This window comes from Methylocystis sp. Uni0008 (assembly GCF_056838045.1).
The window spans coordinates 1,146,093-1,170,343 of record NZ_CM166370.1; the positions used below are offsets into that span (position 1 = coordinate 1,146,093).

27 protein-coding genes are annotated in these 24,251 nt (G+C 64.2%); 13 read left to right on the top strand and 14 right to left on the bottom strand.

What is annotated here, in order from left to right:
- Window positions 1–513: 513 nt before the first annotated feature.
- The gene (locus AC0X69_RS05665) at window positions 514–1,122 is read right to left on the bottom strand and encodes a L,D-transpeptidase (protein ID WP_482612125.1); all 609 of its coding nucleotides are present in this window, start codon (window positions 1,120–1,122) and stop codon (window positions 514–516) included.
- Between the two features lie 232 nt (window positions 1,123–1,354).
- Here AC0X69_RS05665 and AC0X69_RS05670 point away from each other — a divergent pair, with 232 nt between their 5' ends.
- Complete coding sequence (locus AC0X69_RS05670; protein WP_482612127.1) at window positions 1,355–2,302, top strand: histone deacetylase family protein; 948 nt, start codon at window positions 1,355–1,357, stop codon at window positions 2,300–2,302.
- 84 nt (window positions 2,303–2,386) lie between these two features.
- Here AC0X69_RS05670 and ykgO read toward each other — a convergent pair whose 3' ends face one another.
- The 3 genes from ykgO to queC all read right to left on the bottom strand — a co-directional run bounded on the left by ykgO (window position 2,387) and on the right by queC (window position 5,780).
- Window positions 2,387–2,512, bottom strand: a complete 126-nt coding sequence (gene ykgO / locus AC0X69_RS05675; protein WP_482612129.1) for a type B 50S ribosomal protein L36 — start codon at window positions 2,510–2,512, stop codon at window positions 2,387–2,389.
- 109 nt (window positions 2,513–2,621) lie between these two features.
- Window positions 2,622–4,889 (bottom strand): TonB-dependent receptor, encoded by a 2,268-nt coding sequence (locus tag AC0X69_RS05680; protein ID WP_482612131.1) that lies wholly within the window; start codon window positions 4,887–4,889, stop codon window positions 2,622–2,624.
- Window positions 4,890–5,033: 144 nt separating this feature from the next.
- A complete protein-coding gene (gene queC / locus AC0X69_RS05685; protein ID WP_482612133.1) occupies window positions 5,034–5,780 on the bottom strand; it encodes a 7-cyano-7-deazaguanine synthase QueC in 747 nt (248 codons plus the stop codon).
- 127 nt (window positions 5,781–5,907) lie between these two features.
- Here queC and AC0X69_RS05690 point away from each other — a divergent pair, with 127 nt between their 5' ends.
- From AC0X69_RS05690 to kdsA, 3 genes are read left to right on the top strand one after another with little or no spacing between them, the layout of a single operon-like run.
- On the top strand, window positions 5,908–6,519 hold the full coding sequence (locus AC0X69_RS05690; RefSeq protein ID WP_482612135.1) for a glutathione S-transferase family protein: 612 nt from the start codon (window positions 5,908–5,910) through the stop codon (window positions 6,517–6,519).
- A complete protein-coding gene (locus tag AC0X69_RS05695) occupies window positions 6,520–7,164 on the top strand; it encodes a uracil-DNA glycosylase family protein (protein ID WP_482612137.1) in 645 nt (214 codons plus the stop codon).
- A gap of 11 nt (window positions 7,165–7,175) precedes the next feature.
- Window positions 7,176–8,054: a 3-deoxy-8-phosphooctulonate synthase gene (kdsA, locus tag AC0X69_RS05700; RefSeq protein ID WP_482612138.1), complete on the top strand. Its 879-nt coding sequence runs from the start codon at window positions 7,176–7,178 to the stop codon at window positions 8,052–8,054.
- A 98-nt stretch (window positions 8,055–8,152) separates the two neighbouring features.
- On the opposite strand, the gene AC0X69_RS05705 is transcribed toward kdsA, so the two are convergent.
- The 4 genes from AC0X69_RS05705 to AC0X69_RS05720 form a co-directional block, all read right to left on the bottom strand.
- On the bottom strand, window positions 8,153–8,503 hold the full coding sequence (locus AC0X69_RS05705) for a hypothetical protein (protein ID WP_482612140.1): 351 nt from the start codon (window positions 8,501–8,503) through the stop codon (window positions 8,153–8,155).
- A gap of 79 nt (window positions 8,504–8,582) precedes the next feature.
- Window positions 8,583–9,239, bottom strand: a complete 657-nt coding sequence (locus AC0X69_RS05710; protein ID WP_482612142.1) for a Crp/Fnr family transcriptional regulator — start codon at window positions 9,237–9,239, stop codon at window positions 8,583–8,585.
- A gap of 96 nt (window positions 9,240–9,335) precedes the next feature.
- The gene (locus tag AC0X69_RS05715; protein WP_482612144.1) at window positions 9,336–9,725 is read right to left on the bottom strand and encodes a type II toxin-antitoxin system VapC family toxin; all 390 of its coding nucleotides are present in this window, start codon (window positions 9,723–9,725) and stop codon (window positions 9,336–9,338) included.
- A complete protein-coding gene (locus tag AC0X69_RS05720; RefSeq protein WP_482612146.1) occupies window positions 9,722–9,991 on the bottom strand; it encodes a type II toxin-antitoxin system Phd/YefM family antitoxin in 270 nt (89 codons plus the stop codon). The genes AC0X69_RS05715 and AC0X69_RS05720 overlap by 4 nt, the downstream gene beginning before the upstream one ends.
- A gap of 121 nt (window positions 9,992–10,112) precedes the next feature.
- Here AC0X69_RS05720 and AC0X69_RS05725 point away from each other — a divergent pair, with 121 nt between their 5' ends.
- Window positions 10,113–11,186: a HoxN/HupN/NixA family nickel/cobalt transporter gene (locus AC0X69_RS05725; RefSeq protein ID WP_482612148.1), complete on the top strand. Its 1,074-nt coding sequence runs from the start codon at window positions 10,113–10,115 to the stop codon at window positions 11,184–11,186.
- Here the strand turns inward: AC0X69_RS05725 and queF are convergent.
- Together queF and AC0X69_RS05735 are read right to left on the bottom strand one after the other, a co-directional pair.
- Entirely contained in the window at window positions 11,183–11,644 is a 462-nt protein-coding gene (gene queF / locus AC0X69_RS05730) for a preQ(1) synthase (protein ID WP_482612150.1), read from the bottom strand. The two genes, AC0X69_RS05725 and queF, sit on opposite strands and share 4 nt — an antisense overlap.
- 47 nt (window positions 11,645–11,691) lie before the next feature.
- On the bottom strand, window positions 11,692–12,468 hold the full coding sequence (locus AC0X69_RS05735) for a hypothetical protein (protein ID WP_482612152.1): 777 nt from the start codon (window positions 12,466–12,468) through the stop codon (window positions 11,692–11,694).
- Window positions 12,469–12,709: 241 nt separating this feature from the next.
- Here AC0X69_RS05735 and eno point away from each other — a divergent pair, with 241 nt between their 5' ends.
- Together eno and AC0X69_RS05745 are read left to right on the top strand one after the other, a co-directional pair.
- Entirely contained in the window at window positions 12,710–13,993 is a 1,284-nt protein-coding gene (eno, locus tag AC0X69_RS05740) for a phosphopyruvate hydratase (RefSeq protein ID WP_482612154.1), read from the top strand.
- 149 nt (window positions 13,994–14,142) lie between these two features.
- Window positions 14,143–16,851: a valine--tRNA ligase gene (locus AC0X69_RS05745; protein ID WP_482613315.1), complete on the top strand. Its 2,709-nt coding sequence runs from the start codon at window positions 14,143–14,145 to the stop codon at window positions 16,849–16,851.
- Here AC0X69_RS05745 and AC0X69_RS05750 read toward each other — a convergent pair.
- On the bottom strand, window positions 16,848–17,621 hold the full coding sequence (locus AC0X69_RS05750; RefSeq protein ID WP_482612156.1) for a phosphodiester glycosidase family protein: 774 nt from the start codon (window positions 17,619–17,621) through the stop codon (window positions 16,848–16,850). The genes AC0X69_RS05745 and AC0X69_RS05750 overlap by 4 nt on opposite strands.
- 233 nt (window positions 17,622–17,854) lie before the next feature.
- On the opposite strand from AC0X69_RS05750, the gene ribB reads away from it, so the two are divergent.
- On the top strand, window positions 17,855–18,940 hold the full coding sequence (gene ribB / locus AC0X69_RS05755) for a 3,4-dihydroxy-2-butanone-4-phosphate synthase (RefSeq protein ID WP_482612158.1): 1,086 nt from the start codon (window positions 17,855–17,857) through the stop codon (window positions 18,938–18,940).
- Here the strand turns inward: ribB and AC0X69_RS05760 are convergent.
- The 3 genes from AC0X69_RS05760 to AC0X69_RS05770 are packed head-to-tail and all read right to left on the bottom strand — an operon-like array spanning window position 18,915 to window position 20,878.
- Entirely contained in the window at window positions 18,915–19,487 is a 573-nt protein-coding gene (locus AC0X69_RS05760; protein WP_482612160.1) for a hypothetical protein, read from the bottom strand. The two genes, ribB and AC0X69_RS05760, sit on opposite strands and share 26 nt — an antisense overlap.
- Before the next feature lie 34 nt (window positions 19,488–19,521).
- A complete protein-coding gene (locus tag AC0X69_RS05765) occupies window positions 19,522–20,508 on the bottom strand; it encodes a tyrosine recombinase XerC (RefSeq protein ID WP_482612162.1) in 987 nt (328 codons plus the stop codon).
- A 46-nt stretch (window positions 20,509–20,554) separates the two neighbouring features.
- Window positions 20,555–20,878, bottom strand: a complete 324-nt coding sequence (locus tag AC0X69_RS05770; protein ID WP_482612164.1) for a DUF1476 domain-containing protein — start codon at window positions 20,876–20,878, stop codon at window positions 20,555–20,557.
- Between the two features lie 260 nt (window positions 20,879–21,138).
- On the opposite strand from AC0X69_RS05770, the gene AC0X69_RS05775 reads away from it, so the two are divergent.
- The 5 genes from AC0X69_RS05775 to purQ all read left to right on the top strand — a co-directional run bounded on the left by AC0X69_RS05775 (window position 21,139) and on the right by purQ (window position 24,172).
- The gene (locus tag AC0X69_RS05775) at window positions 21,139–21,408 is read left to right on the top strand and encodes a hypothetical protein (protein ID WP_482612166.1); all 270 of its coding nucleotides are present in this window, start codon (window positions 21,139–21,141) and stop codon (window positions 21,406–21,408) included.
- 309 nt (window positions 21,409–21,717) lie between these two features.
- Window positions 21,718–22,512, top strand: coding sequence for a phosphoribosylaminoimidazolesuccinocarboxamide synthase (purC, locus tag AC0X69_RS05780; RefSeq protein ID WP_482612168.1), 795 nt, complete (start codon window positions 21,718–21,720; stop codon window positions 22,510–22,512).
- Between the two features lie 19 nt (window positions 22,513–22,531).
- A complete protein-coding gene (locus AC0X69_RS05785; RefSeq protein WP_482612170.1) occupies window positions 22,532–23,095 on the top strand; it encodes a Uma2 family endonuclease in 564 nt (187 codons plus the stop codon).
- Between the two features lie 65 nt (window positions 23,096–23,160).
- Window positions 23,161–23,397 (top strand): phosphoribosylformylglycinamidine synthase subunit PurS, encoded by a 237-nt coding sequence (gene purS, locus AC0X69_RS05790; RefSeq protein ID WP_482612172.1) that lies wholly within the window; start codon window positions 23,161–23,163, stop codon window positions 23,395–23,397.
- Window positions 23,398–23,482: 85 nt separating this feature from the next.
- Window positions 23,483–24,172, top strand: coding sequence for a phosphoribosylformylglycinamidine synthase subunit PurQ (purQ, locus tag AC0X69_RS05795; protein ID WP_482612174.1), 690 nt, complete (start codon window positions 23,483–23,485; stop codon window positions 24,170–24,172).
- Window positions 24,173–24,251 lie beyond the last annotated feature (79 nt).

The following is a 24,251-nucleotide window of genomic DNA, read 5'->3' on the forward strand; positions in this document are numbered from 1 at the left end:
TTTGCTGCAGCTCTCGAAAATTGAAAGGCGCGGCGCTCCTGATCTCCGCTCTTTCGAGCATTGATTTAGGGCGCGCCGGCCTTTCGATAAATAAACGCGGAGCGAGGGCGCGCGTTCCAAAAAACTTGCGCGAGGCGCCAAAAATTTATTGGCAAATCGCATAGCCATAGCAAACGTCAGAAGGATTGGCTTTCGCGGACGACGTCAGATAAACGCCCGCGCCCGCGAATTCCAGAAACAGAACGCAAACCACTAGGACTAAGCCGCCCATGCTCTTCGTCGGACGCATGATCATTTCCCCCTCTTCCGTCGCCCGCACCCTGCGAGCATGGCGACCTTAAGACCGACTTAACCAAGGCGCCGTGCGACGGCGCACACTTGCGATCGGCAGGGTCGAGCGGCTCCGCTGCGGTTGGCCACGCAAAGCTCGGCGCCGCGCGCCAGCGGCAAAAAAAAGACGACGCCCTCGCGCAGGAGCGGAGGGCGTCGCAGAAACGTTGAACGGGTGAAGTCTTAGAGCACCACGACCTTGGTGCCGACCTTCACGCGGTTGTAGAGATCGATCGCGTCGATGTCGCGCATCCGGATGCAGCCGGAGGAAACGGCCTGTCCGATCTTGTCCGGCTCATTGGTGCCGTGGATGCGGTAGAGCGTGTCCTTGCCGTTCTGATAGAGGTAGAGCGCGCGCGAACCGAGCGGATTGTCGGGGCCGCCAGGCAGACCGCCGGCGTCGGCGGTCGGCTGCAGGTGCGGCCAGCGCTCGAGCATGTCCTTCGGCGGAATCCACCGGGGCCATTCCTGCATGCCGCCCACATAGGCGCGTCCGGTGAAGGCCATCGCGTCCTGGCCGGTGGCGACGCCATAGCGCACCGCCTTGCCGCCCGGCATCACATAGTAAAGGAACTTCGAGCGGTTATCGACGATGATCGAGCCAACGGGCTCATTCGTCTTGTAGTCGACGAGGTAACGCTCATATTGCGAACTGACGGACGCCTTCGGCGCAAGCGCCATGAATTCAGCGTCGCGACCGCTCAGCCTCGGATCCGGAAGCGGCGAGCCCGCGTTGCACCCAGCCAGAACGGCAGCGAGAAGCGCTGCCGCCGTCACATGTCTGAAACTCATTTCCGGCACTCCTTTCCGCCGCAAAACAGTTGTTACGATTTTCTTATCATGAACTTTGGCGCTGGGATCACGTCTTCGGAATTATTCCCTTACTGTTGCGCGGGCGCCACGCAACCGACCCGGGGCTGTCCTTGACCTTTACCGTTTCTTTTTCGTGGACAGGAAGCTGCGGAATGCCGAAAATCAATACCTTGATTAGCGTAGCGCCGCTCGTCTGGAGTGCGTCGCAGCATTGAAAACCCTTCTCGTCACACATGAAAGCGGGCTCCATCATGAGATGGGTCCCGGCCATCCGGAGCGGCCCGAGCGGCTTCGCGCCATTCAGCGCGGCCTGGAGCAGCCACGATTCGACCTCCTGACGCGGATGAGCGCCCCCAGAGGCGCGCCGGATATTCTGCAGCGCATCCATCCGCCGTCCTACCTGACGGCGCTCGAGCAGGCGGCGCCGCGCGAGGGCTATTCGGCGCTCGACAGCGACACGCTGATGTGTCCCAGGACGGTCGAGGCGGTCTGGCATGCCGCAGGCGGCGCCGTCGCCGCGGTGGACGAAGTCATGTCGGGAAAAGCCGACAACGCCTTCGTCGCCGTCCGCCCGCCCGGACACCACGCCGGCACGCGCAATCCGATGGGTTTCTGCTTCGTCAACAATGTCGCCGTCGCCGCGCGCCACGCGCAGGCGGCGCATGGCGCGGAGCGGGTCGCGATCGTCGACTTCGACGTGCATCACGGCAATGGCACGCAGGAGATTTTCTGGGCCGACGACACGGTGCTGTTCTGCTCGACGCACCAGGCCCCCTTCTATCCCGGCACCGGCGGGCGCAACGAGACGGGCGCTCACGACAATATCGTCAATGCGCCGCTTTTCGCGGGCTCGACGGGGGACGCTTTTCACGAGGCGTTCGCCGACCGGATCCTGCCGCGGCTGCGGGCTTTCGCCCCCGATCTGATCCTGATTTCAGCCGGCTTCGACGCTCACGAGCGCGATCCGCTCGGGGGCCTGCGGCTGCGCGAGGTCGATTTCGGCGACGCGACGAAAAGAATCATGGAGATCGCAGACCAGCGCTGCGGCGGCCGCGTCGTCTCGATGCTGGAAGGCGGCTACGACGTCGACGCGCTCAGCAGCAGCGTGAACGCCCATGTGCTGGCGCTGATGGGGGTTCAGGGGCACGCCAGCCCCTAGCCCGCCGACTTGCCAAAATAAAAAGGGCCTGGAGCTCTCGCTCCGGCCCTCTTCCTTGCGCCTCAATCAAAAGGCGGACGAAACTTAGCCCTGCCGCGCCTTGTAGCGGCGCTGCACCTTATTGATCACATAGACGCGGCCCTTGCGGCGCACGATCTGGTTGGCGCGATGGCGCGAACGCAGAGATTTCAGAGAGTTGCGGACTTTCATCGGTCTATCCCCGGCAATGGTGAACTGGCCGGGATGACGCCCAGCGCTTCGTTGGCCCGGCTATGCCCTATTTCGCCCCCGCGATCAAGCGCAAACGCCTCGTAAGCGCTCAAAAGCGCGCGTTGACGAAGAAGCGCAGATTGGCGCCGGGCAACAGCACCTCATCCTTCCTGAAGGAGACGCTGTTACGGATGTCCTCGTTCAAAAGATTGTCGCCGACGAGTCCCAGCCGCAATTCGCGGCTCAGCGGATCGCCCGGATCGAACAGCATCCGATAGCTGAGTTCGGCCCTCAGCAGATTATAGCCCTTCGTCGCCGTCTCGTTGGTCGGGTCAATATTGCGCTGCGCGAAGGCGTGCAGAAGGTTGACGCGCGCCAGCCAGTTCGCATCACGCCAGAACAGGCCCCCGCCGAGCCGCACGGGAGGAATGCGGGGGACGTTGCCGCCGCCCACGAATGTCGCCCGAACCACGTCGAACTGATGCTCCAAGCCAAATATGCCGCCTGCCAGCGGCGCGACGTCGAGCTGACTTTGAAATTCGCCGCCACGAAAGACCGCATTGCGCTGCGCATAAAACGCCTGGCGCAGATCGCCCTCGCCATCGAAGGCGCAGCTGGCGATGTCGCCCTCGCAGACCGCGCCGGTGAGATTGCGGAAGATGAAGCCGTCGAAGCGCGTGAGGTAAGCCGTCGCTTCAAAGCGGAACGGGCCGATCGGACGGCGCAGACCGATTTCGATCGTCTTCGCCGCTTCGATCCCGAGATTCGGATTGCCGATGTCGAAGGTTCCCGTCGCTTCATGGATGCCGCGCGAAAAAAGCTCCGGCGCGCGCGGCGCGCGTTCGACATATTGCGCGGTCAGACTCGCGACGACTCCTTCCGGCAGATCCTGCAGAAATCCAAAGGCGCCGCTCTTGGGCGTGAAATTGCGCACACGGGCGACTTGCAGCCCAGGCTCGATCAGAAATTCGGGAAATTCCCCCGAGACGAGGAGTTCCGGAAAGGCGCCGGAGACGGTCGCATGTTCTATGCGCCCGGCAAGCTGCATGCGCGATGTGTCGGTCAGTCTGAACTCGTTGAACCAATAGCCGGCGACGCTTCGCGTGCGATTGGGATCGAAGAGCCCGCCTTCGCGTCCGGGCGACGTCAGGATCTGATGCATGCCCTGAACGCCGAAGGCGCTCGTCACCGTCGCGAAGGGCAGGTCGAGGGGGCGAAGCTGCGTTTCGACGCGCGCCTCGAGATCCTTGTTGGTGAAAGTCTGCTGAACGCCGTCGAAGCCGTCTTCATTGGCGAGTTCGTGATGTTTGTAGTCGGTGAGACCCGCCCAGAAGCGGACCGCTTCGATGTATGCCGACTGCGGACGGAACTCGCCCTTGGCGGTTGCGCGCGTCTGGCGAAGCTCGATGCGCGTATTGGTCTCCGTCGGCTCGACGCCGGGAATGTGATAGCGCGAGTTGAACTGCGTCACCGCGACGCCGACGAAGCCGCCGTCAAAGAAATAGGAGCCGCCGACCGAGCCGCCCGCCGAGCGCATCGACGAGTTGGGCTGGCGTCCGAAAACCGGCGGGGGCGGATCCGGCGGAAAAAGATAGGGATAGCCGGGGATGAGGTAGTCGCTGCTGCGACGCCCGTGCACATCCATATGGAAGGCGACATTGCCGCGGCGGACGTCGAGCAACGTTGCGTTTTCCAATGCGTTGTCGACGGTCATTGCCGCGCCGCGGGTTTCGACGACCGAGCAGCCTCGCGTTTCGGCCGTCGGAACGAGCGCCAGACGGCAGGGCAAGGCGGTGGGGATGCGGTTGTTCTCGACGTTCACGACGCCGCCGATCGCCTGCGACCCCCAGCGCAGCGTGGCGGGGCCGCGCACCACCTCGACCTGGCTCGCGGCGACGGGATCGAGCGGAACGGCGTGGTCTTCGCCAAGCTCCGAAACGCCGCTGTTGCTGACGCCGTTTTCCTGGATCCGGACCCGGTAATTGTCGAGACCGCGCACGATGGGGCGGCTCGCCGCGCCGGGCGCGAAGGTCGATCCGGTGACGCCCGGCTTGGCGAACAGCACGTCGCCCAGCGTCGCGCCCGGCGAGCGCCGCAGCTCTTCATTGGTGACGACCGTCACTGTCGCGAACTGATCGGCGACGATGGGGAGGACGCCTTGCGGCGCCACGGCCGTTTCGCGTGGCTCGGGTCCGCTCGAGCCCGCGACGCTGCGGTTGCGCCCGCCGGGCGCTTGGGGAGTCTGTGGCGGAGAGACGATCCTGGCGCGCTTGATCGGGCTGACGGCGCCGACCTCGATCGGCGGCAAGGCCTGCTGAGCCGCGACGCTCGCATTGACCAGAAACGCCGCCGCGCCGAAAAAAACGCGTCTCCACATCTACGTCCGCCTCGTCTGATAATGTTATAACATAACATATCTCGGCCGGGCGGCAGGCTGTCAATGCGCCGGAGCTTCACCGGCGCAGGTCAGCGTTTGGTGTGGCGGCTGCGCCACACCGGGATCTCCGGAACTACGAAGGTCTCAGACGGTCGCGCGAGCCTTTTCCGCGCGATACTTCTCCCAGCCGTGCGCCCGCAGCTTGCAGGCGGGGCATTCGCCGCAGCCATAGCCCCAGTCGAAACGGTGGCCCCTGTCGCCGAGATAGCAGGTGTGGGTTTCCTCGACGATGAGCCGCACCAGCGGTTCGCCGCCGAGCGATTCCGCCAGCCGCCAAGTGTCCGCCTTGTCGATCCACATCAGCGGCGTATGGATCGTGATGCTGCGGTCCATGCCGAGACTGAGCGCCTGCGCCATCGCGCGGATCGTCTGGTCGCGGCAGTCGGGATAGCCGGAATAGTCAGTCTCGCACATGCCGCCGACCAGCTCGGCGATCCCGCGACGATAGGCGAGCGCCGCGGCGAAGGTCAGAAACAGCAGATTGCGCCCCGGAACGAAAGTATTGGGCAGCCCATCGGCGGCGAAGGCGATCTCGGCGTTGCGGGTCAGCGCGGTCTCGGATATGGCGCCGAGCGCTTCGATGGAAACCGTGCTGTCTTCGCCGAGCCGCTCGGCCCAGGTCGGCGAAAGCCGCGCAAGCCCCTCGCGCAAGCCGGCCCGGCGCGAAAGCTCGACCAGGTGGCGCTGGCCGTAATCGAATCCGACCGTCTCCACGCGCTCGAAGCGCGACAGCGCCCAGGCGAGACAGGTCGTTGAATCCTGTCCCCCCGAAAAGAGCACGAGCGCGGCGGAGGGAGTCGGGAGGTCGTTCGTCGGGAGGTCGTTCGTCATCGGGCCTAACTTACGCTACGGCTGCGAAACTGCGAGCCGGGCGGCGGGCGACGCCTGTTGAAAGTTTGACGGCGCCCTCACCAATCGCGACCCGTCCACCCATATTCGAGCCGAAACCGAGGCGGAGATGCTGCTCTATAATACGCCGCTGGCGCCCAATCCCCGGCGGGTCCGCATTTTCCTGGCTGAGAAGAACGTCGCGATCCCCATTCGCGACGTCAACCTCATGACGCATGAGCACAAAGAGGGGTCCTATGCGGCGGTCAATGCGCTGGAGGAGGTTCCGGCGCTCGTTCTCGACGACGGCGCGACGCTCACCGAGTCGGTCGCCATCTGCCGCTACATCGAATCGCTCCACCCCGAACCGCCGCTGTTTGGCCGGAACGGGCGCGAACAGGCCTTTGTCGAGATGTGGCAACGCCGCGTGGAATTGCGCCTGTTCACGCCGGTGGCGCTTGCCTTCCGTCACAGCCATCCGGCGCTGGCGCGGCTCGAATCGCCGCAGCTGCCGCAACTGGCCGAACATCAGCGGCCGCGCGCGCAGCAGATGATGCGTTTCCTCGATAGGGAACTCGTCTCGCGTCGATTCATCGCCTCCGACGATTTCACCATCGCCGACATCACCGCCATCGTCGCCATGGATCTGACGAAGCTCGCCCGGGTCGAGATCCCTGACGATCTGCCGAATCTCTCCCGTTGGCGGGCGGAAGTCTCGGCGCGACCAAGCATCATCCCATAAATGTCGCAGCGAGCGTCGAGCAGAAAGCTGCAAGAGATCACGGCGCGCATCCGCGCCTGTCGCTTTTGCGCGGAGACGCCAGAGGGCGCGATGCTGCCGCATGAGCCGCGGCCCGTGCTGCGCGTCTCGTCCACCGCGCGGCTGCTCCTCGCGAGCCAGGCGCCCGGCAATCTCGTCAACCAGACCGGCGTTCCCTTCAACGACCCTTCCGGCGATCGGCTGCGCGATTGGATGGGCCTGGATCGTGAGACCTTCTACGACGTCTCGCGCATCGCCATCGTGCCGATGGGTTTCTGCTTTCCAGGTTACGACGCCGCCGGGGGCGACCTGCCGCCGCGCCGCGAATGCCGGCCGCGCTGGCACGACGCGCTGTTCGCCGCGCTGCCGCAGATCGAAACGATTATCGCGATCGGCAGATATGCGCAGGACTATCATTTCGAGCGGCTCGGCCGGACGGTGCCGAGAGGCGCGAGCGTTTCGGAGATCGTCGGTCGCTGGCGCGAATTCCAGAACGCCTCGCCGCTGATCTTCCCCATCCCCCACCCGTCCTGGCGCAACATCGGTTGGCTGAAGCGCAATCCCTGGTTCGAAGCCGAGGTCTTGCCCGCGCTACGCGCAGAAGTCGCGCGGCTCGTTAAAACGTGAGACAAGGCGCCGTGACGAGAGTGCTCATCGGACATGGCGCGCGGCGCGTCGAAATCGGCGACGATCTGCCATTGACGCTGATCGCCGGCCCTTGTGCGCTCGAAAGCGCAGACGTGGCGCTTCACATCGCGGTAGAACTCGCCGGCATCGGCGAGCGGCTCAACATCGGCGTCGTGTTCAAGGCGTCCTTCGACAAGGCGAACCGCACGAGCGGCCAAGCGGCGCGCGGCGTCGGCCTCGACGCCGCTCTGCCGATCTTCGCCGCAATCAAGAAAGAGACCGGACTGCCGGTGACGACCGACGTGCATGAGCCCTGGCAATGCGCGCGCGTCGCAGAAGTCGTCGACCTTCTGCAGATCCCCGCCTTCCTCTGCCGGCAGACCGATCTCATCGTCGCCGCGGCGAAAACCGGACGTCCCGTCAATATCAAGAAGGGGCAGTTTCTCGCGCCCTGGGACATGGTCCACGCCGTCAATAAGGCGCGCGACGCGGGCGCCGCCGGCGTCCTCGTCACCGAGCGGGGAACGAGCTTCGGCTATAACGCGCTCGTCGCCGACATGCGCGCGCTGCCGATTTTGAGGGAGACCGGCGCGCCCGTCGTTTTCGACGCCACGCACGCCGTGCAACAGCCGGGCGGGCATGGCGCGTCATCGGGCGGCGATCGACGTTTCGTCGCGACCCTCGCCCGCGCCGCGGCCGCCGTCGGCGTCGCAGCGCTTTTCATCGAGACGCACCCTGATCCAGACGCGGCGATTTCCGACCGCGCGACGCAAGTCCCGCTCGCCGAGCTTGGGGCGTTGGTCGAAGAATTGATGGCGTTCGATCGGCTGGCGAAGGCGCGGTCTAAAAGACCAATGGACGCCATCATTCCCGACAGGCCGAAGGCCTGATCGGGGAACCAGAAGTCGCAACACGAGACAAACGATTGCTCTGCATCCCTTCGCTTCGCTTGAAGAAAAGCGCCGGGAATGGCGGTCGCGCCAGCTGATCAGCCGGACTCCGCGTAATCCGTGAGCCAGCCGACCACGATGATCACAACACCCATTCCCGCGAAAAACGCGAACGCCGGCTTGACGCTGAAGATATCGGGAAGAAAAGCGATGGCGATGAGCGCCGGGCCGACGATCCTTTCAACCCAGCCATGAAGCGCGAAAGCCAGCCGCCGAAAGACTCCGAGCGGAAATCTCGTCACGAGCGTCATCGCCAAGTGCACGCCCGCAAGCAGCCACGCCAGCATCGCCGGCGCGCCGCCGAAACCAAGCACGGCTGGCGCGGCGAGGAAGATCAAAACCGTCAGATAATCGAGATAACCATGCAGTCGCGGCGCAATGAATGTCATCGTCGCTACTCCTCGCTGGCGGCCGGATCGGCCGCTCGCCCTCGCTAGCGCGAAGTGCGGAGACGGTCTGTCATCTTGATTACAGATCGGCGGACTTTTCTTTCGCAAGGGATCGCAGCGCAACCTCGTTGACGCAGATGAGGTCTCGCCGATAGTCGAGCGCCCCTTTCCGTCTCAAGGCGTTCATCATCCGGGCGACGACGGGACGGCTCGCATGGACGAGATCGGCGATGTCCTGCTGCGTCAGCCTGATCTCGAGCGAATAGCCATGCGGACAGGGCGCGCCAAAGGCGAGCGCCAGCTCTCCCAGCGTCTCGATGAGCCGCACGGCGACCGCCTTGGTCTGGCGATCGATCAGCCTGCGCTCGGCCCGTTCCCGCGACGCCTCTAGTCCAGCGCTGAGGAAGCTCGAGAACGACGCGCTTTTCGCGAGGAGACAGGCCACGTCCGAAGGGGCGAACATCAGGACGCGCGCTTCCCCGATGGCGCTTGCCGCGTGCGCCGACGGTCTTCCCGGCGAAACGCGCCCGAAGAGATCGCCCCTCCCGGCGATCGCAAGCGTGATCTGCGCGCCGCTTTCGGCGACATGAGAAAGCCGGACGACGCCCCGCATCAAACAATAGAGATAGCCCGGCTCCTCGCCCTGGCGGTATAGCGTTTCGCCGTCGGAGAACTCAGCTTCCCGGAGCGATGGCGCGCAAAGCCGCCACTCGGCGATGTTTTCTTCCGACAGCATGTCGTCACTCAACATTTCCGCTGATCGCGCATCCTATCGAAACAGACGCCAGGGGACGATCTCGCCCCAACGAGACCGGCTGGCGAATAAGATCCGCTAGTCGCTTCGCGCGGCCAAAGGATGATCGAGAAGCGCGCGATCGACGGTCACCAGGCGCAGCGCCTCGATCTTGCATTGCGCCAGCAACAGCCGGTCAAACGGGTCGCGCGTGCGTGGCTCGGGTTCGACCGCTGCGAGCGCGTGTTGCGCATTGATCGAGAGTATCTCCATACGCATGGCTTCCAGCAGTTCTGGAAGGGCTTCGAGACCTATGGCGAGAGCTAGCTTTCCCAGCCGCCACTTGACGGCGATCTCCCAAAGACTCGCGACGCTGACGACGAATTCCGCATCTTCATTCTTCAGCAGAAACTGCACATGCGATCCGAAGTCGGCGGTGCGCTTTTCAAGCAGCGCCAACAGAATATGTGTGTCGAGCAGCAGTCTCATGCGTCATCGGGCAGAGGGTGCAGCAGGAAATCTTCCGGCAACGGAGCGTCAAAGTCCTCGGCGACGTATGTAACGATCGTCTTTAAGCCATGTCGCTGCTTGAATTCGTCGACGGCTTCGAGCCGCAAACCGCGCTTTGGCCGATGCGGAACCAGGTCGAACACCGGTTTCCCGTTCCGCGTCACGACGACCGTCGCGCCTTTCTCCACCTGTCGAGCGAGTTCGGTCAGGCGATTTTTCGCTTCTTTTATTGAGACGATTGTCATGAGCTAATAGTGGCTACCTGTAGCCACTCAGTCAAGGGGGCGTTGCCCTGTGGCGCGAGTATGAACTTCCATAATTAAGCGATTACGGTTAAAAGTCTGTATTGCTCAGCCGGGCGGGGTCATGGCGCTCAATCCTTTCGATGACGAAGGCGAGAACTTCACAGCCAAGGCCACGGCGACCTATGTGCTCGTGCTTGCGGCCAATGTCATCGCCTGGACCTGGGCGTGGATAGCCTTCTCCGATAGACCCGGTCTGATGGGCGCCGCCATTCTCGCCTTTGTGCTCGGCCTTCGCCACGCCTTCGACGCCGATCACATCGCCGCCATCGACAATGTCGTCCGGAAACTGATGCAGGACGGCAAGACGCCGTTCTCCGTCGGATTTTTCTTCTCTCTCGGCCACTCCATGTTCGTCACGCTCGCCTCGGTCGCAATGGCTGCGACGGCCGCGGCGATGCAGGGCGGCGGGCATGAATTTCAGACGCTGAGCAGCGCCGTCGGCACGATGGCCTCTGCGTCGTTCCTCCTCGTCATCGGCCTCGCCAACCTCCTCCTGCTCCGGGGCGTCTGGTCGGCTTACAATCGCGCGCGACTCGGCGAGCAGGTCCACGAAAAGGATCTCGACCGGCTGCTCAATGGGCGCGGCCTGCTGGCCCGGGTCTTCCGGCCTCTGTTTCGCTTCGTTTCGCGGTCCTGGCACATGTATGTGGTGGGGTTTCTGTTCGGCCTGGGCTTCGACACCGCGACGGAGATCGGCCTGCTCGGCATATCGGCGACGCAGGCCGCGCAAGGCCTGTCATTTTCCACGATACTGGTGTTTCCGGCCTTGTTCACCGCCGGCATGACGCTGATGGACACGACCGACAGCATCGTGATGACGCGCGCCTATGGTTGGGCTTTCGACGATCCGCTGAGAAAACTCTGGTACAATCTGGTCATGACCGCGATGTCGGTCATCGTCGCCATCTTCATTGGCGGCGTGGAGGCGCTCGGCCTGATCGGCGACAAGCTCGGCTTTGAAGGCGGCCTTTGGCGAATCGTTCAACGTCTGAACGACAATCTCGCCAGCTTCGGATTCGCGATCGCCGCGATCCTGATCGCGAGCTGGCTCATCTCGATGCTCATTTATCGAAGCCAGGGCCAAACGAAGGTCTATCCCGGCGCCGTCGGGATGGCGTATCGCCCGCGGCGCTAGCCTCGCCCGCGATAGGAGGGCACGCCCTGGTCGGGTAGCCACAGCCCTTCTGGCGGCGCGCCGGTCTGCCAAAAGACGTCGATGGGCATGCCGCCGCGAGGATACCAATAGCCGCCAATGCGCAGCCATTTGGGCGACATCGCCGCAACGAGGTCGCGTCCGATTCGCAGTGTGCAGTCCTCGTGAAAAGCCCCGTGATTTCGGAAGCTGCCGAGATAAAGCTTCAGCGCCTTTGATTCGACTAGCCATTCGCCGGGCACATAGTCGATGACGATATGCGCGAAGTCGGGCTGTCCGGTCACCGGGCAGAGCGAGGTGAATTCGGGCGCCGTGAAGCGCACGAGATAGGCTGCGTCCTTGTGCGGGTTCGGCACGAGGTCGAGTTCCGCCTCGTCCGGCGACGCGGGCATGGCCGCGTGTCGGCCAAGCAGCGCGCCACCCTTATGCGTTTTGGTCATGCGCGTAACAAAGGCGCGATCGCCGCCGCGTCAAGCGACAAAACGGCTCACGGGTCGCGCGAGTCGGGACATTCGCCCGCGCGCAAGGTGATCGGATGCGCCGACATCCAGCCCGAGAGAAAGCGATTCTCGGGGCTCTCCAGGGCCTTCAACATCTCGACGCGCACGATTTCCAGCCACTTCTCGCGCCTGTCGGGCGTGTTCATCTCCGCCGGCACGCCAAGATCAATGGCCTTCACGGCGAATTGATAAGGCATGGTGTTCCAGAAGGCGACGCCGCCGCGGTCGAGCATCGCCGTGACGTCCTTCTCCGGCATATGCGAGATCGTCTCCTGTTCGGCGATCGGCACGACGCCCGGCGCTCCGCTGTTCGGCGCGACGATGGCGACGCCGTTGCGATAAAAGCGGTTCTGTTTCGCGCCCTTACGCGACGTTATCAGATTGCCGCCAACGACAAAGACGGCGCCGGTGCTGTCGAGCGCGCATTTCAGGGTCCGATCGAAGCAGTGGCCGGCGCCCGCCATGAGCGCGCTGCATCCGGTTTCGACCCAGCGCGCCAGAGTTTCCGGCTTCACGTCGAGCACATAGGCGAGGCCCGGCATGTCCTCGTGCTGATATTCGCATCTCTGCACGAGATTAGCCGGCCAGCCGAGGAAGTCCTCCTGCACGGGCGCGCAATTGCCGTGGACGGGGGATTTCTCCAGGGCCGCCTTGGCCGCGGCGATGTGCTCCGGCGACTGCGCCGACGCGCCGCCCGGAAGGCATATCGCGAGACATAGGCTGAAAAAGACGACGCCGCGCGCAAACGCATTGATGAAGGCCATCGATCCTCCCGCCGGCCCGGTCGCGCTTGGCGGCGAACGCCCGCTCCATTGATGAAGCTCAAGGATAGGGAGGGGCACGCGCCCGTCAACGGAATTCGCAGGCTGCCGTCGCTGCGACGCACCACAGGTCCCGCAAAACCATGTGGCGAATGGACAAGCTTTTTACGGCTGAGGCTTTTCCGGACGCCGCAATGGGTCTAAGAAGTCGCGCCCGCCCGCGCCGCATCATCAAGAGGCACCAATGACCGAGATCGTCGACATCCACGCCCGCGAAATCCTGGATTCCCGCGGCAATCCGACCGTCGAGGTCGACGTCACCCTGGAAGACGGATCTTCGGGACGCGCGGCGGTGCCGTCCGGCGCCTCGACCGGCGCGCATGAGGCGGCGGAGAAGCGCGACGGCGACAAGTCGCGCTATCTCGGCAAGGGCGTGCTCGCGGCGGTCGACAACGTCAATGACGAGATCGCCGGGGCGCTGCTCGGCTTCGAGGCGGAAGACCAGGTCGCCGTCGACGAGGCGATGATCAAGCTCGACGGCACGCCGAATAAGGCGCGGCTCGGCGCCAACGCCATTCTCGGCGTTTCGCTCGCGGTCGCCAAGGCGGCGGCCGAAGCCTCGGCCCTTCCCCTCTATCGCTATGTGGGCGGCGTGCAGGCGCGGGTCCTGCCGACCCCGATGATGAATATCGTCAACGGCGGCGTGCATGCCGACAACCCCATCGACTTCCAGGAATTCATGATCATGCCGACCGGCGCGCCGAATGTGCGCGACGCCATCCGCTGGGGCGCCGAGATCTTCCACACGCTCAAGGCGGCGCTGAAGAAGGCGGGACTCAGCACTTCGGTCGGCGACGAGGGCGGCTTCGCGCCCAACCTTCCGTCCGCGGAAGCGGCGCTCGACTTCATCATGAAGGCGATCGAAACCGCCGGCTTCAAGCCGGGGGTCGACGTCCATCTCGCCTCCGACTGCGCCGCGACGGAATTCTTCAAGGGCGGCAAATATGTCTACGAGGGCGAGGGCGTGACGCGCTCGATCGACGAACAGGTCGACTATCTCGCCAAGCTCGCGGGCGCCTATCCGATCGTGTCGATCGAGGACGGCATGGCCGAGGACGATTGGGAGGGCTGGAAGAAGCTCACCGACGCGATCGGCGATAAGGTTCAGCTCGTCGGCGACGATCTCTTCGTCACCAACGTCGTGCGCCTCAATGAGGGCATCAAGAAGGGCGTCGCCAACTCGCTGCTGGTGAAGGTCAATCAGATCGGCACGCTGACCGAGACGCTCGCCTCGGTCGAAACCGCCCATCGCGCCGGCTACACGACGGTCTTCTCGCACCGCTCGGGCGAGACCGAGGATTCGACGATCGCCGATCTCGTCGTCGCGACGAACAGCGGCCAGATCAAGACCGGCTCGCTCGCCCGCTCCGACCGCACCGCCAAATACAACCAGCTCATCCGCATCGAGGAGGAGCTGGGCGACGCGGCGATCTACGCCGGCAAGGGCGCGCTCAAGGCGCTGTCGTAACCCCCTCCCCAACCCTCCCCCGCTTCGCGGGAGAGGGAGTAGATTCGAGCCTTCACTGACGTGCGACGAAACGCCGATCGTTAGCGTCCCCTCTCCCGCGAAGCGGGGGAGGGACAGGGTGGGGGCCAAAAGGCTCCCGCCCAATGACCATGGAAAAAACCTTCAATCCCGCCGCAATTGAATCGCGCATTCGCGACGCGTGGGAAGCGGCGCAAGCCTTTCGCGCCGGACGGCCCGAACGCGTGGGCGCCAGCCCCTATTCCATCGTCATCCCGCCGCCGAACGTGACCGGCAGCCTGCACATGGGCCATGCGCTCAACAATACGCTGCAGGACATTCTGGTTCGCTATCGCCGCATGAAGGGCGACGACGTGCTGTGGCAGCCCGGCACCGATCATGCCGGCATCGCGACGCAAATGGTCGTCGAGCGCCAGCTGATGGAGCGCCAGGAGCATCGCCGCACGCTCGGCCGCGAAAAATTCGTCGAGCGCGTGTGGGAATGGAAGGCGGAATCGGGCGGCAAGATCGTCGAACAGCTGAAGCGCCTCGGCGCCAGCTGCGACTGGTCGCGCGAACGCTTCACGCTCGATGAGGGCCTGTCGCGCGCGGTGGTCAAAGTCTTCGTGCAGCTCTATCGCGACGGCCTGCTCTACAAGGACAAGCGCCTCGTCAATTGGGACCCGGCGCTGCACACGGCGATCTCCGATCTCGAAGTGCTGCAGCAGGAAGTGAAGGGCCATCTGTGGCGCTTCAAATATCCGATCGTCGATGACGCGGGCGAGGAGACCGGCGCGTTCATCGTCGTCGCGACGACGCGGCCAGAGACCATGCTTGGCGATACGGCGGTCGCCGTGCATCCGGAAGACGAGCGCTATCAGGCGCTCGTCGGCAAGCGCGTGCGTCTGCCCTTGGTCGGCAGGCTGATTCCGATCGTCGCCGATGAATATTCCGATCCCGAAAAGGGAACCGGCGCGGTGAAAATCACGCCCGCGCACGACTTCAACGATTTCGAGGTCGGCAAGCGGCACGGCTTGCGCCTCGTCAATGTGCTCGACCCGCAGGCGCAGATGACGCTCGCCGCCAACGCTGATTTCCACGAAGGCGTCGACCCCTCTCCCGAACTTGCAGCGACGGTCTCCGCGCTCGATGGGCTCGACCGCTTCGCGGCAAGGAAGCGCGTCGTCGAAATGATGGAGGAGCGCGAACTCCTCGACGGCGTTGACGACCACAAACACATGGTGCCGCATGGCGACCGCTCGGGCGCGGTGCTCGAGCCGCGCCTCACCGACCAATGGTATGTCGACGCCAAAACTCTCGCGCAGCCGGCGCTCGCCGCCGTGCGCGACGGCCGCATGACGTTCGTGCCCAAGAATTGGGAGAAGACCTATTTCGAGTGGCTGGAGAATATCCAGCCGTGGTGCGTGTCGCGTCAGCTCTGGTGGGGCCACCGCATTCCGGCCTGGTATGACGAAGACGGCAACGCCTATGTCGAAGAGACCGAAGAGGCGGCGCTTGCCGCGGCGCGCGCCAAGCTCGGAGACGGCGTGACGCTCACGCGCGACGAAGACGTTCTCGACACCTGGTTTTCCTCGGCGCTCTGGCCGTTCTCGACTCTCGGTTGGCCGGAGAAGACGCCGGAGCTTGCGCGCTATTATCCGACGAGCGCCCTCGTCACCGGCTTCGACATCATCTTCTTCTGGGTCGCCCGCATGATGATGATGGGCCTCCACTTCATGGACGAAGTCCCCTTCCGCGATGTCTATATCCACGCGCTCGTCCGCGACGAGAAGGGCGCGAAGATGTCGAAGTCGAAGGGCAATGTCATCGACCCGCTGCATCTCATTGACGAATATGGCGCCGATGCGCTGCGCTTCACGCTCGCGGCGATGGCGGCGCAGGGACGCGACATCAAGCTCTCGACGCAGCGCGTCGAAGGGTATCGCAATTTCGCGACGAAGCTCTGGAACGCTTCGCGTTTCGCGGAGATCAACGGCTGCGCGCGTACCGCCGGTTACGATCCGCGCGCCAACAGGATCACGCTGAACCGCTGGATCGTCGGCGAAGCGGCGCGCACGACCGCCGACGTGAGCGCGGCGATCGACGCCTATCGCTTCAATGACGCGGCGAACAACGTGTATCGCTTCGTCTGGAGCGTCTTCTGCGACTGGTATGTCGAACTCGCGAAGCCGCTGCTGCAAGGCGCGGACGGCGCCGATAAGGACGAGACGCGCGCGACGACCGCCTTCGTTCTCGATCAGATCTACGCGCTGCTGCATCCCTTCATGCCCTTCCTCACCGAGGAGCTCTGGGCGATCAAGGGTTCGGAAGGCCCCAGGCGCGAGAGCCTGCTCGCGCTCGCTTCATGGCCGTCGCTCGAAGGTTTGGAGGACGCCGAGGCCGAAGCCGAAATCGGCTGGGTCGTCGACCTTATTTCCGAAGTGCGTTCGCTTCGCGCCGAGATGAATCTGACGAGCGAGACCGAACTCCTGCTGGTCGGCGCCGATGACGCACTCAAGGCGCGCGCGACGCGCTGGGACGAGACGATCCGCAAACTCGCGCGACTCTCGCGTCTCAGTTTCGCCGACGCCGCGCCGAAATCCTCCGCGCAGCTTCTCGTGCGCGGCGGCGTCGCCGCAATGCCGCTTGAAGGGGTCATCGACCTTGGCGCCGAACGGGCGCGACTGGCGAAAGAGATCGGCAAGCTCGAGGGCGAACTGAAGAAGCTCGACGCCAAACTCGCCAATGAGGGTTTCCTCGCCAAGGCCGACGAAGAAGTGATCGAAGAGCATCGCGAGCGCCGCGAAGAAACCGCCGCGCGCATCGAGAAACTCAATGCGGCGCTTACGCGCCTGAGCTAGCGATCCGACTTCTCGACGACGCCGACGATCGGCCCCATCGCCGGCAGGAAGCGATCATGTCGCGAGAGCGACGGCGCATAGAGTCCCGATGCCGAGCCGCCGTCGAGAAACAGCGCGTCCTTGCAGCGCAGGCGATCGCGAAACAGTCGCGCGAATTCGTAGAATGTGACCGGCTGGTTGGAGATCGCGAAGCGCGCGATATGGCCATCCTGAACGCAGACGCCGTTGCGGAACTTCTGCGAAACGCCGTCCGCATGGATGCGCGTATGCATGCGCCCGCCGACGACGAGCATCGGCCCTGATTGCGTGGCGAACTGCGCGCGCTGGCGGCTTTTCAAGAAGCGCGCGGTCTCGGTCACGCCGGCGCGCGACCCATCGATCCAGAAGACGCCGTTCGGCCTCATGTGGAAATTGCCAGGACCTGGACGCGTGTTGGCGCCGTTCAGCGTGCGGCCGTTCTCGACATAGAGGCCGACCGGCGCGCGGTCTTCGGCATACATGCCGGCGTTCATCGCGAAGACGAGCGTCTCGCCCTTGCCGGCGAGTTCGCTCGAGAGACGCGAGAAGTCGCCATAGGTCTCGCCCTTTCCATCGCGCAGGAACAGCCGGATCTCGCTCTTGCGCGCGTCGAAATCGCACACCGTGTAGGTTGCGCCGCCCTCTTCCACCGCGGCGCAGGGCTTTGCGCCTGCGATCGCGGGCGCGGCGGAGAACGCCAGCGCGGCCGAGAGAGCCCTCAAGACGCGCTTCTTCAGTTCGGCGTCGAGCAATGAAGCCTCCCTTCTTCTTCGCCTTGCCGCACTGTCATTCCCGACGGGCCGCAGGCCTGACCGGAAATCCAGAGCAACGTCAGGAACGCTCGAGCCTGGAGGCCCGAGGCGCTTCGCGCGTCGGGGAATGACATTCCCCAACAAAAACTGTCTCAACCGCCGTTTGAAACCTCGCCGCGCCAAGGCTAGATAGGCGAGGCAGTCGCCGCAAGCGGCGCGTTCCGGAGATCTCATTGTCCCATTCCATCACCGAAGCCATCGAGGCCGTGGCTCGAGGCGAAATGGTCGTCGTCACCGATGACGATGATCGCGAGAACGAAGGCGATCTCGTCATCGCCGCGTCGCTCTGCACGTCGGAAAAAATGGCCTTCATCATCCGCCACACGAGCGGAATCGTTTGCGCCCCGCTGACGATCGAAGAGGCGCGCCGCCTGCATCTCGCGCCGATGGTCGCCGAAAATGACGCGCCGCTCGCGACCGCCTTCACGGTCTCGGTCGACGCGCGCCACGGGCTCACCACCGGCATCTCCGCCGAACAGCGCTGCAATACGGTGCGCGCGCTCGCCAACGGCAATATGGGCGCGAGCGATTTCGTGCGGCCAGGCCATGTCTTCCCGCTGATCGCCAAGGACGGCGGGGTGCTGATGCGCTCCGGACATACCGAAGCCGCCGTCGATCTCTGCAAACTCGCCGGCCTGCCGCCGGTCGGCGTCATTTGCGAACTCGCCAATGACGACGGCACGGTGATGACCGGCCGCCAGATCGAGGAATTCGCCCGATCGCATGAGCTCAAACTCGTTTCCGTTTCCGATCTCATCGCCTTCCGGCAGGCGCGCGAAAAGCTCGTCGAGCGCGTCGCGACTTTTCCCGTCGAGACCGACGCCGGGGAGATGATCGGCCACGCCTATGTCACGCCATTCGACAGCGTGCAGCATTTCGCCTTCGTGCTCGGCGCGATCGGCGACGGCCGCGACGTGCCGACGCGCCTGCATCGCGCCGACATCATCTCCGACGTGATGTGCGGCGCGCCGACGATCAAGAAGACTCTCGCCCGATTCGCGCGCGAAGGGCGCGGCGTGCTGGTTTATCTGCGCGACGGCGCCGCCGGCGTGCCGGCGAACATCGTCGGTCGCGGCCAGGAGGAAAACGCCGAAGAGACGCGCAAGCGGCAATGGCTCGACGTCGGCCTCGGTGCGCAGATTCTGAAGGACCTCGGCGTCTCGTCGATCAGGCTGCGCTCCTCCTCCGCAAAGCCTCGCGCCTTCGTCGGCCTTTCGGGTTTTGGCATCGAGATTACCGCGGTGGAGCCGGTGGAGTGAGCGGCTTCCGGCGGCGACGCCAGACAAGAAACGCGAAACCAAGAATGAAGAGAGACGTCGCGCCGGCGATGAGATAATCGGACTCGGCGGAGGCGATGACGAAGAAAATGTGTTGGCCGCGATAGGTCGCGCCGCCCGAGTTCTTTGCCGCGACCGTGACGATATATTTGCCGTCTTCGGCGAAGTCGTAATCGAAGCTGACCGGCGTCAGGCCCCGTGACGTCTCGATCTTCAGAAGCTCCGGGGGCTTCAGCTCATTCTTGCCCCAATAGAGCGCGACCTCGACCTCCAGTTCCTGTGAAGGCGCGTCCGCGTCGCCGACGCCGGCGCCGATAAATTCCACATTCAACCGTGTTGGACCGAAACCGGGGATCTGCCGGTGGACGCGTTCGGCGTCGCCCTCCTGGGTCGCGAAGAACTGAAGCTGGTAAGGGCCGACCTCGAAGAGGCCTTTGCACGGGCCCTCGACGCAGTCGCCCGCCCCTGCCCCGGCGCCGGTCGCGACGCCTGCAGCCATGACGATGATCAACAGCGCTCGTCTGAGCATTCGCTCCCTTTCAGATGCCCCCCTCGCAAGCGCCTCACTCGGCGCGCGGATGTGCCGACTTATAGGCGTCGAGGAGCCGCGCCTTGTCGACGGCCGTATAGATCTGGGTCGTCGACAGCGAGGCGTGGCCGAGCAATTCCTGGATCGTGCGCAGATCACCGCCACGGCCGAGAAGATGCGTCGCGAAGGAATGGCGCAAGGCGTGCGGGGTCGCGGTCTCGGGCAGGCCGAGCGCCCCGCGCAGCCGCTGAACGGCAAGCTGAACGATGCGCGGCGAGAGCGGTCCGCCGCGCGCGCCGACGAAGAGCGGACCGCCGGCAAGATCATAGGGACAGAGCGCGAGATAGGCCTCGATCGCCGCGCGGACCGGCGCGATGACCGGCACGGTCCGGCTCTTGCCGCCCTTCCCCAGGATCGTCACCCGGTCGATGGCGCCGACGGGCGCCGAGGCGCTTGCGATCGAAAGCGCCTCCGAAATCCGCAGCCCCGCGCCATAGAGCAGCGCCAGCACGGCGGCGTCGCGGGCGATGACCCAGGGCTCGCGCGCCTCGCCGGCGCGCTGCTCCGGGTCGACGATGTCGCGGGCGTCGGGAACGGCGAGCGCTTTGGGCAGGCTGTGCGGTCGCTTGGGCGGCCGCACAGCGCCGAACACGTCGGTGCGGGCGAGGCCCTTCTTTTCGATCAGGCGCAGGAAGTTACGGACGGCGGCGAGCGCCCGCAGCAGCGAGCGGCTCTCCAGTCCGTCGCGGCGACGCTTGGCGAGAAAGGCCCGAAGATCAGCCGCTTGAAGAGACTTGAGCGCCGCGGCGTCGGGCCGTCGCCCGAGATGACCCGTGAGAAAAGCCAGGAAGGCGGCAAGGTCGCGGGCATAGGCCTCGACCGTGTGCCGGGAAGCGCGGCGCTCGCCAGCAAGATAGCGCAGCCATGAGGCCGCTTCGTCGGCGATCTCCGTCGCCGCGAGAAAATACGACGCGTCGGGAAGCGGCTTTGCTCGGGGCGCTCTGGGAGGGGATTCGCGCATAGGCGCGACTATCCCCCCGCGAGAGTGAATAAATCCAGAAGCGCGACTACTGGCCGGCCTTGATCTCCGCTTTAGCCTTAGTCAGCAGTTCGTCCATGGTGCGGCGGATCTGGTGCTCGGACTGGTTCACCCCAGCCGCTTCGAAATCCTTCTTGATCTGAGCCACGACGCGTTCATCGGCGTCGGCGTTCACTTCCGCCACGACGAGCGACTCGGCGTAGGCCTGCGCCTCTGCGCCGGACTTGCCAAGCTTTTCCGCCGCCCAGAGGCCAAGCAGCTTGTTGCGGCGCGCCTCTGCGCGAAACTGCAGCTCCTCTTCATGGACAAAGCGTTTCTCGAAGGAATCTTCGCGCTGGTCGAAAGTGCTCATGTCCATCCTCGGCCGGGGTTGTTCTTTAAATTAGGGCTCGGCGATCATGCGCCGCATCGGCGTCGGCTCGATATATGCGTATTTTGGCGCAAAGCCAATGCCGGAAAGCGCAGTCCTGGCCGCCACGAAGGCTCCCCTGCCCCCAGGCCGCAAGCGTGGACAGAACCCGCGCGACGTGCTGATTTGCAAAACGCGCATACGCGGCTATTTGTCGAGGCGTAGGTTTCCCGTCCGGCGATCGGACACGTAAGGGGCGCTTCATGAAGAAATTTACATGCGCTGTTTTATTCGCCTTGGCCTTTGCAGGTTCGGCCTTCGCCCAGACAATGACGAGCGACGACCTCAAATGGATCAATCAATGTATCAACGATAACAAGGGCGAGGAAGGCGGGACGCCCGAAATTGTCCGCGCCTATTGCATATGCATGAACGAGAAGATGGACGACAACGAAACTCGGTCGGTCACTCAGTGGGAAAAGGCCAATCCAGAGGCCCAGCAGGATTGCGAGAAGAAGGCCGGTTGGAAGTAGTCCCGAGCGCCCTGAGCGGCGCAGGTGAGGAACGGGCGACATCGAAGAGCAGACGACGGGATGCTCAAATGGCGGGCGCCCGCGCGTGGGAGTGGAACGGCGCGGCCACGGCTATGCTGCGCCGCGGCGCTCTCAGTTTCATTGTGTCGTCTTTCCCTTTGCGATAGAGTGTGATGTCGGCTTGTCACTGGCCGCCAAAGACGCTAGGACCGCCGTTATCTGCGGCCAGGGCGCGCGCCCGCCGCCGCTCCTGAGGACCGCGCCCAAAAGCCGGCATGCGTTCACACTGGAGGAGCGACGACCCGCCATATGGACTTTCTCAAGCCCCGGTTGATCCCAATGAACCGCCGACGCCGCATCTACGAGGGCAAGGCCAAGGTCCTCTACGAGGGCCCGGAGCCCGGCACCTTGATTCAGCACTTCAAGGACGACGCCACCGCCTTCAACGCCAAGAAGCATGAGGTGATCGACGGCAAGGGCGTGCTCAACAACCGGATCTCCGAATATATCTTCCAGCACCTGAACAGCATCGGCGTGCCGACCCACTTCATCCGCCGGCTGAACATGCGCGAGCAGCTCATCCGCGAGGTGGAGATCATCCCGCTCGAAGTCGTCGTGCGCAATGTCGCCGCTGGCTCGCTCGCCAAGCGCCTCGGCATGGAAGAGGGCACGCAGCTGCCCCGCTCCATCATCGAATTCTACTACAAGAACGACGCGCTCGACGACCCGATGGTGTCCGAGGAGCACATCACCGCCTTTGGCTGGGCGACTCCTCAGGAGATCGACGACATCATGGCGCTCGCCATCCGCGTCAACGATTTCCTCTCGGGGCTGTTCCTCGGCGTCGGCATTCGTCTCGTCGACTTCAAAATGGAATGCGGCCGGCTCTGGGAAGGCGACATGATGCGCATCGTCGTCGCCGACGAGATTTCACCCGACAGCTGCCGGCTGTGGGACATGAAGTCGAACGACAAGCTCGACAAGGACCGCTTCCGACGCGATCTGGGCGGGCTTGTCGAAGCCTATACCGAGGTCGCACGCCGGCTCGGCGTGATGCAGGAAAACGAAACTGTCCGCACCGGCGCGCCGAAGCTGGTGCAGTAGGAGAGTTCCAAGGGCCGCCATGGGCGTTCCCCATTTCGATTCAGGTCCGATGCGCGCGGAGGAGTTCTTCGCGTTCACGGCCACGCGCCCCGACGACGAGAAGTGGGAGCTGATCGAGGGGAAGCCGATTTTGAACGCCTCGGCCAGTTTTCTTCACCAGATCGTCGCCAGCAATTTGATCTTCTTGCTCGGTCAGCGCGCCCGGGATGCAGATGCAGATTGGCTCGCGGTCCCCGGAATTGGCGTACGCGTCTCGCCGCTGAGCGTACCGGTCCCCGATGTGATGGTTCGCCCGCGTTCGCTCGCAGGCATCGAATGCGACGACATGATCATCGCGTTCGAGGTCCTTTCGCCGTCGACGGCGAACAAGGATCTGCGTTGGAAGCGGAAAGCTTATGCGACGCTGCCGTCGCTCAGGCAGTATGTGGTCATCGCGCAGGACGCGGTCGAGGTCGTCTCCTTCGATCGCGCCAATGGTTTCGCCGAGCGCCGTTTTGAGGCGGCTGAGAGCGAACTCGACCTGCCCGTCATCGGCGCGCGGCTGACCTTGCGCGACATCTACCGCGATACAGGTCTGCTCTGACGCGCGGCTTGCCCTTTACGCGGCAAGCCAGTAACCGTTCCGCACCTTCTGAAATGGAACTGCGCATGAAAGCCCGCGTCGTCGTCACCCTCAAATCCGGCATTCTCGATCCGCAAGGCAAGGCGATCGAAGGGGCGCTGAAGTCGCTCGGCGTCGAAGGCGTAGCCAGCGTCAGGCAGGGCAAGGTGTTCGATGTGGAGCTTGCCGGCGCGGACGCCAGCGCCGCCAAGGCGCAGTTGCAGGCCGCCTGCGAGAAGCTGCTCGCCAACACCGTGATCGAAAACTATCAGATCGATCTGTGACGCGATAAGCGGCAGTCGGACTTCGGCAGTCGGCATTACGCGTTTCCGACCGCCGACCTGCCGACCCGCCGATTAGGACACGCCCATGAAAGCCGCCGTCGTCGTTTTCCCCGGCTCCAATCGCGAAGGCGACATGGCCCGCGCGCTGCAACAGGCGACGGGGCGCCAGCCGGCCATGCTATGGCACGCCGATCACGAATTGCCGCCGGGCACTGATCTCGTGGTGTTGCCGGGCGGCTTCTCCTACGGCGATTATCTGCGCTGCGGCGCGATCGCCGGCCGCGCCGCCATCATGGACGCGGTGCGCGCCCACGCCGCGCGCGGCGGTCTGGTGCTGGGCGTCTGCAACGGCTTCCAAATACTTTGCGAAAGCGGCCTTCTGCCGGGCGTGCTGATGCGCAACGCCAATCTGCGCTTCGTCTGCCGCATGCAACATCTCAAAGTCGAGCGAAACGACACCGCCTTCACCCGGCATTACGTTAAGGGCCAGACCGTCGAAGTCTGCATCGCGCATGGCGAAGGCAATTACGAAGCCGACGACGCCACGATCGAGCGCCTTGAAGGCGAAGGCCTCGTCGCGTTTCGCTACTGCGATTCCGCCGGCAACGTCGGCGCCGACGCCAATCCCAATGGTTCGCGCAATGACATCGCCGGAATCTATTCGGCTGGACGGAACGTGCTGGGCCTGATGCCGCATCCCGAAAATCTCATCGATCCGCTCGTCGGCGGAATCGACGGTCGCGGGCTTTTCGAAAGCCTCGCGAGCGCGGCGTAACGAACGCCGCAGGTTTGCGATCATCGCCGACGCGCGCTTTGCGCCTGATCGGGAATCGAGGAAAAAACAATCGTTCGTG

Bases quoted from the DNA above. Each gene is read 5' to 3' on its own strand.
- ykgO (WP_482612129.1), bottom strand. From the start codon at position 2,512: ATGAAAGTCCGCAACTCTCTGAAATCTCTGCGTTCGCGCCATCGCGCC.
- queF (WP_482612150.1), bottom strand. From the start codon at position 11,644: ATGACCAAAACGCATAAGGGTGGCGCGCTGCTTGGCCGACACGCGGCC.
- AC0X69_RS05665 (WP_482612125.1), bottom strand. From the start codon at position 1,122: ATGAGTTTCAGACATGTGACGGCGGCAGCGCTTCTCGCTGCCGTTCTG.
- AC0X69_RS05720 (WP_482612146.1), bottom strand. From the start codon at position 9,991: ATGACAATCGTCTCAATAAAAGAAGCGAAAAATCGCCTGACCGAACTC.
- AC0X69_RS05690 (WP_482612135.1), top strand. From the start codon at position 5,908: ATGCTGCTCTATAATACGCCGCTGGCGCCCAATCCCCGGCGGGTCCGC.
- purQ (WP_482612174.1), top strand. From the start codon at position 23,483: ATGAAAGCCGCCGTCGTCGTTTTCCCCGGCTCCAATCGCGAAGGCGAC.
- AC0X69_RS05710 (WP_482612142.1), bottom strand. From the start codon at position 9,239: ATGCTGTCGGAAGAAAACATCGCCGAGTGGCGGCTTTGCGCGCCATCG.
- AC0X69_RS05765 (WP_482612162.1), bottom strand. From the start codon at position 20,508: ATGCGCGAATCCCCTCCCAGAGCGCCCCGAGCAAAGCCGCTTCCCGAC.
- AC0X69_RS05715 (WP_482612144.1), bottom strand. From the start codon at position 9,725: ATGAGACTGCTGCTCGACACACATATTCTGTTGGCGCTGCTTGAAAAG.
- AC0X69_RS05785 (WP_482612170.1), top strand. From the start codon at position 22,532: ATGGGCGTTCCCCATTTCGATTCAGGTCCGATGCGCGCGGAGGAGTTC.
- AC0X69_RS05745 (WP_482613315.1), top strand. From the start codon at position 14,143: ATGGAAAAAACCTTCAATCCCGCCGCAATTGAATCGCGCATTCGCGAC.
- AC0X69_RS05735 (WP_482612152.1), bottom strand. From the start codon at position 12,468: ATGGCCTTCATCAATGCGTTTGCGCGCGGCGTCGTCTTTTTCAGCCTA.
- AC0X69_RS05760 (WP_482612160.1), bottom strand. From the start codon at position 19,487: ATGCTCAGACGAGCGCTGTTGATCATCGTCATGGCTGCAGGCGTCGCG.
- AC0X69_RS05705 (WP_482612140.1), bottom strand. From the start codon at position 8,503: ATGACATTCATTGCGCCGCGACTGCATGGTTATCTCGATTATCTGACG.
- purS (WP_482612172.1), top strand. From the start codon at position 23,161: ATGAAAGCCCGCGTCGTCGTCACCCTCAAATCCGGCATTCTCGATCCG.
- AC0X69_RS05770 (WP_482612164.1), bottom strand. From the start codon at position 20,878: ATGAGCACTTTCGACCAGCGCGAAGATTCCTTCGAGAAACGCTTTGTC.
- AC0X69_RS05680 (WP_482612131.1), bottom strand. From the start codon at position 4,889: ATGTGGAGACGCGTTTTTTTCGGCGCGGCGGCGTTTCTGGTCAATGCG.
- eno (WP_482612154.1), top strand. From the start codon at position 12,710: ATGACCGAGATCGTCGACATCCACGCCCGCGAAATCCTGGATTCCCGC.
- queC (WP_482612133.1), bottom strand. From the start codon at position 5,780: ATGACGAACGACCTCCCGACGAACGACCTCCCGACTCCCTCCGCCGCG.
- AC0X69_RS05695 (WP_482612137.1), top strand. From the start codon at position 6,520: ATGTCGCAGCGAGCGTCGAGCAGAAAGCTGCAAGAGATCACGGCGCGC.
- AC0X69_RS05775 (WP_482612166.1), top strand. From the start codon at position 21,139: ATGAAGAAATTTACATGCGCTGTTTTATTCGCCTTGGCCTTTGCAGGT.
- purC (WP_482612168.1), top strand. From the start codon at position 21,718: ATGGACTTTCTCAAGCCCCGGTTGATCCCAATGAACCGCCGACGCCGC.
- AC0X69_RS05725 (WP_482612148.1), top strand. From the start codon at position 10,113: ATGGCGCTCAATCCTTTCGATGACGAAGGCGAGAACTTCACAGCCAAG.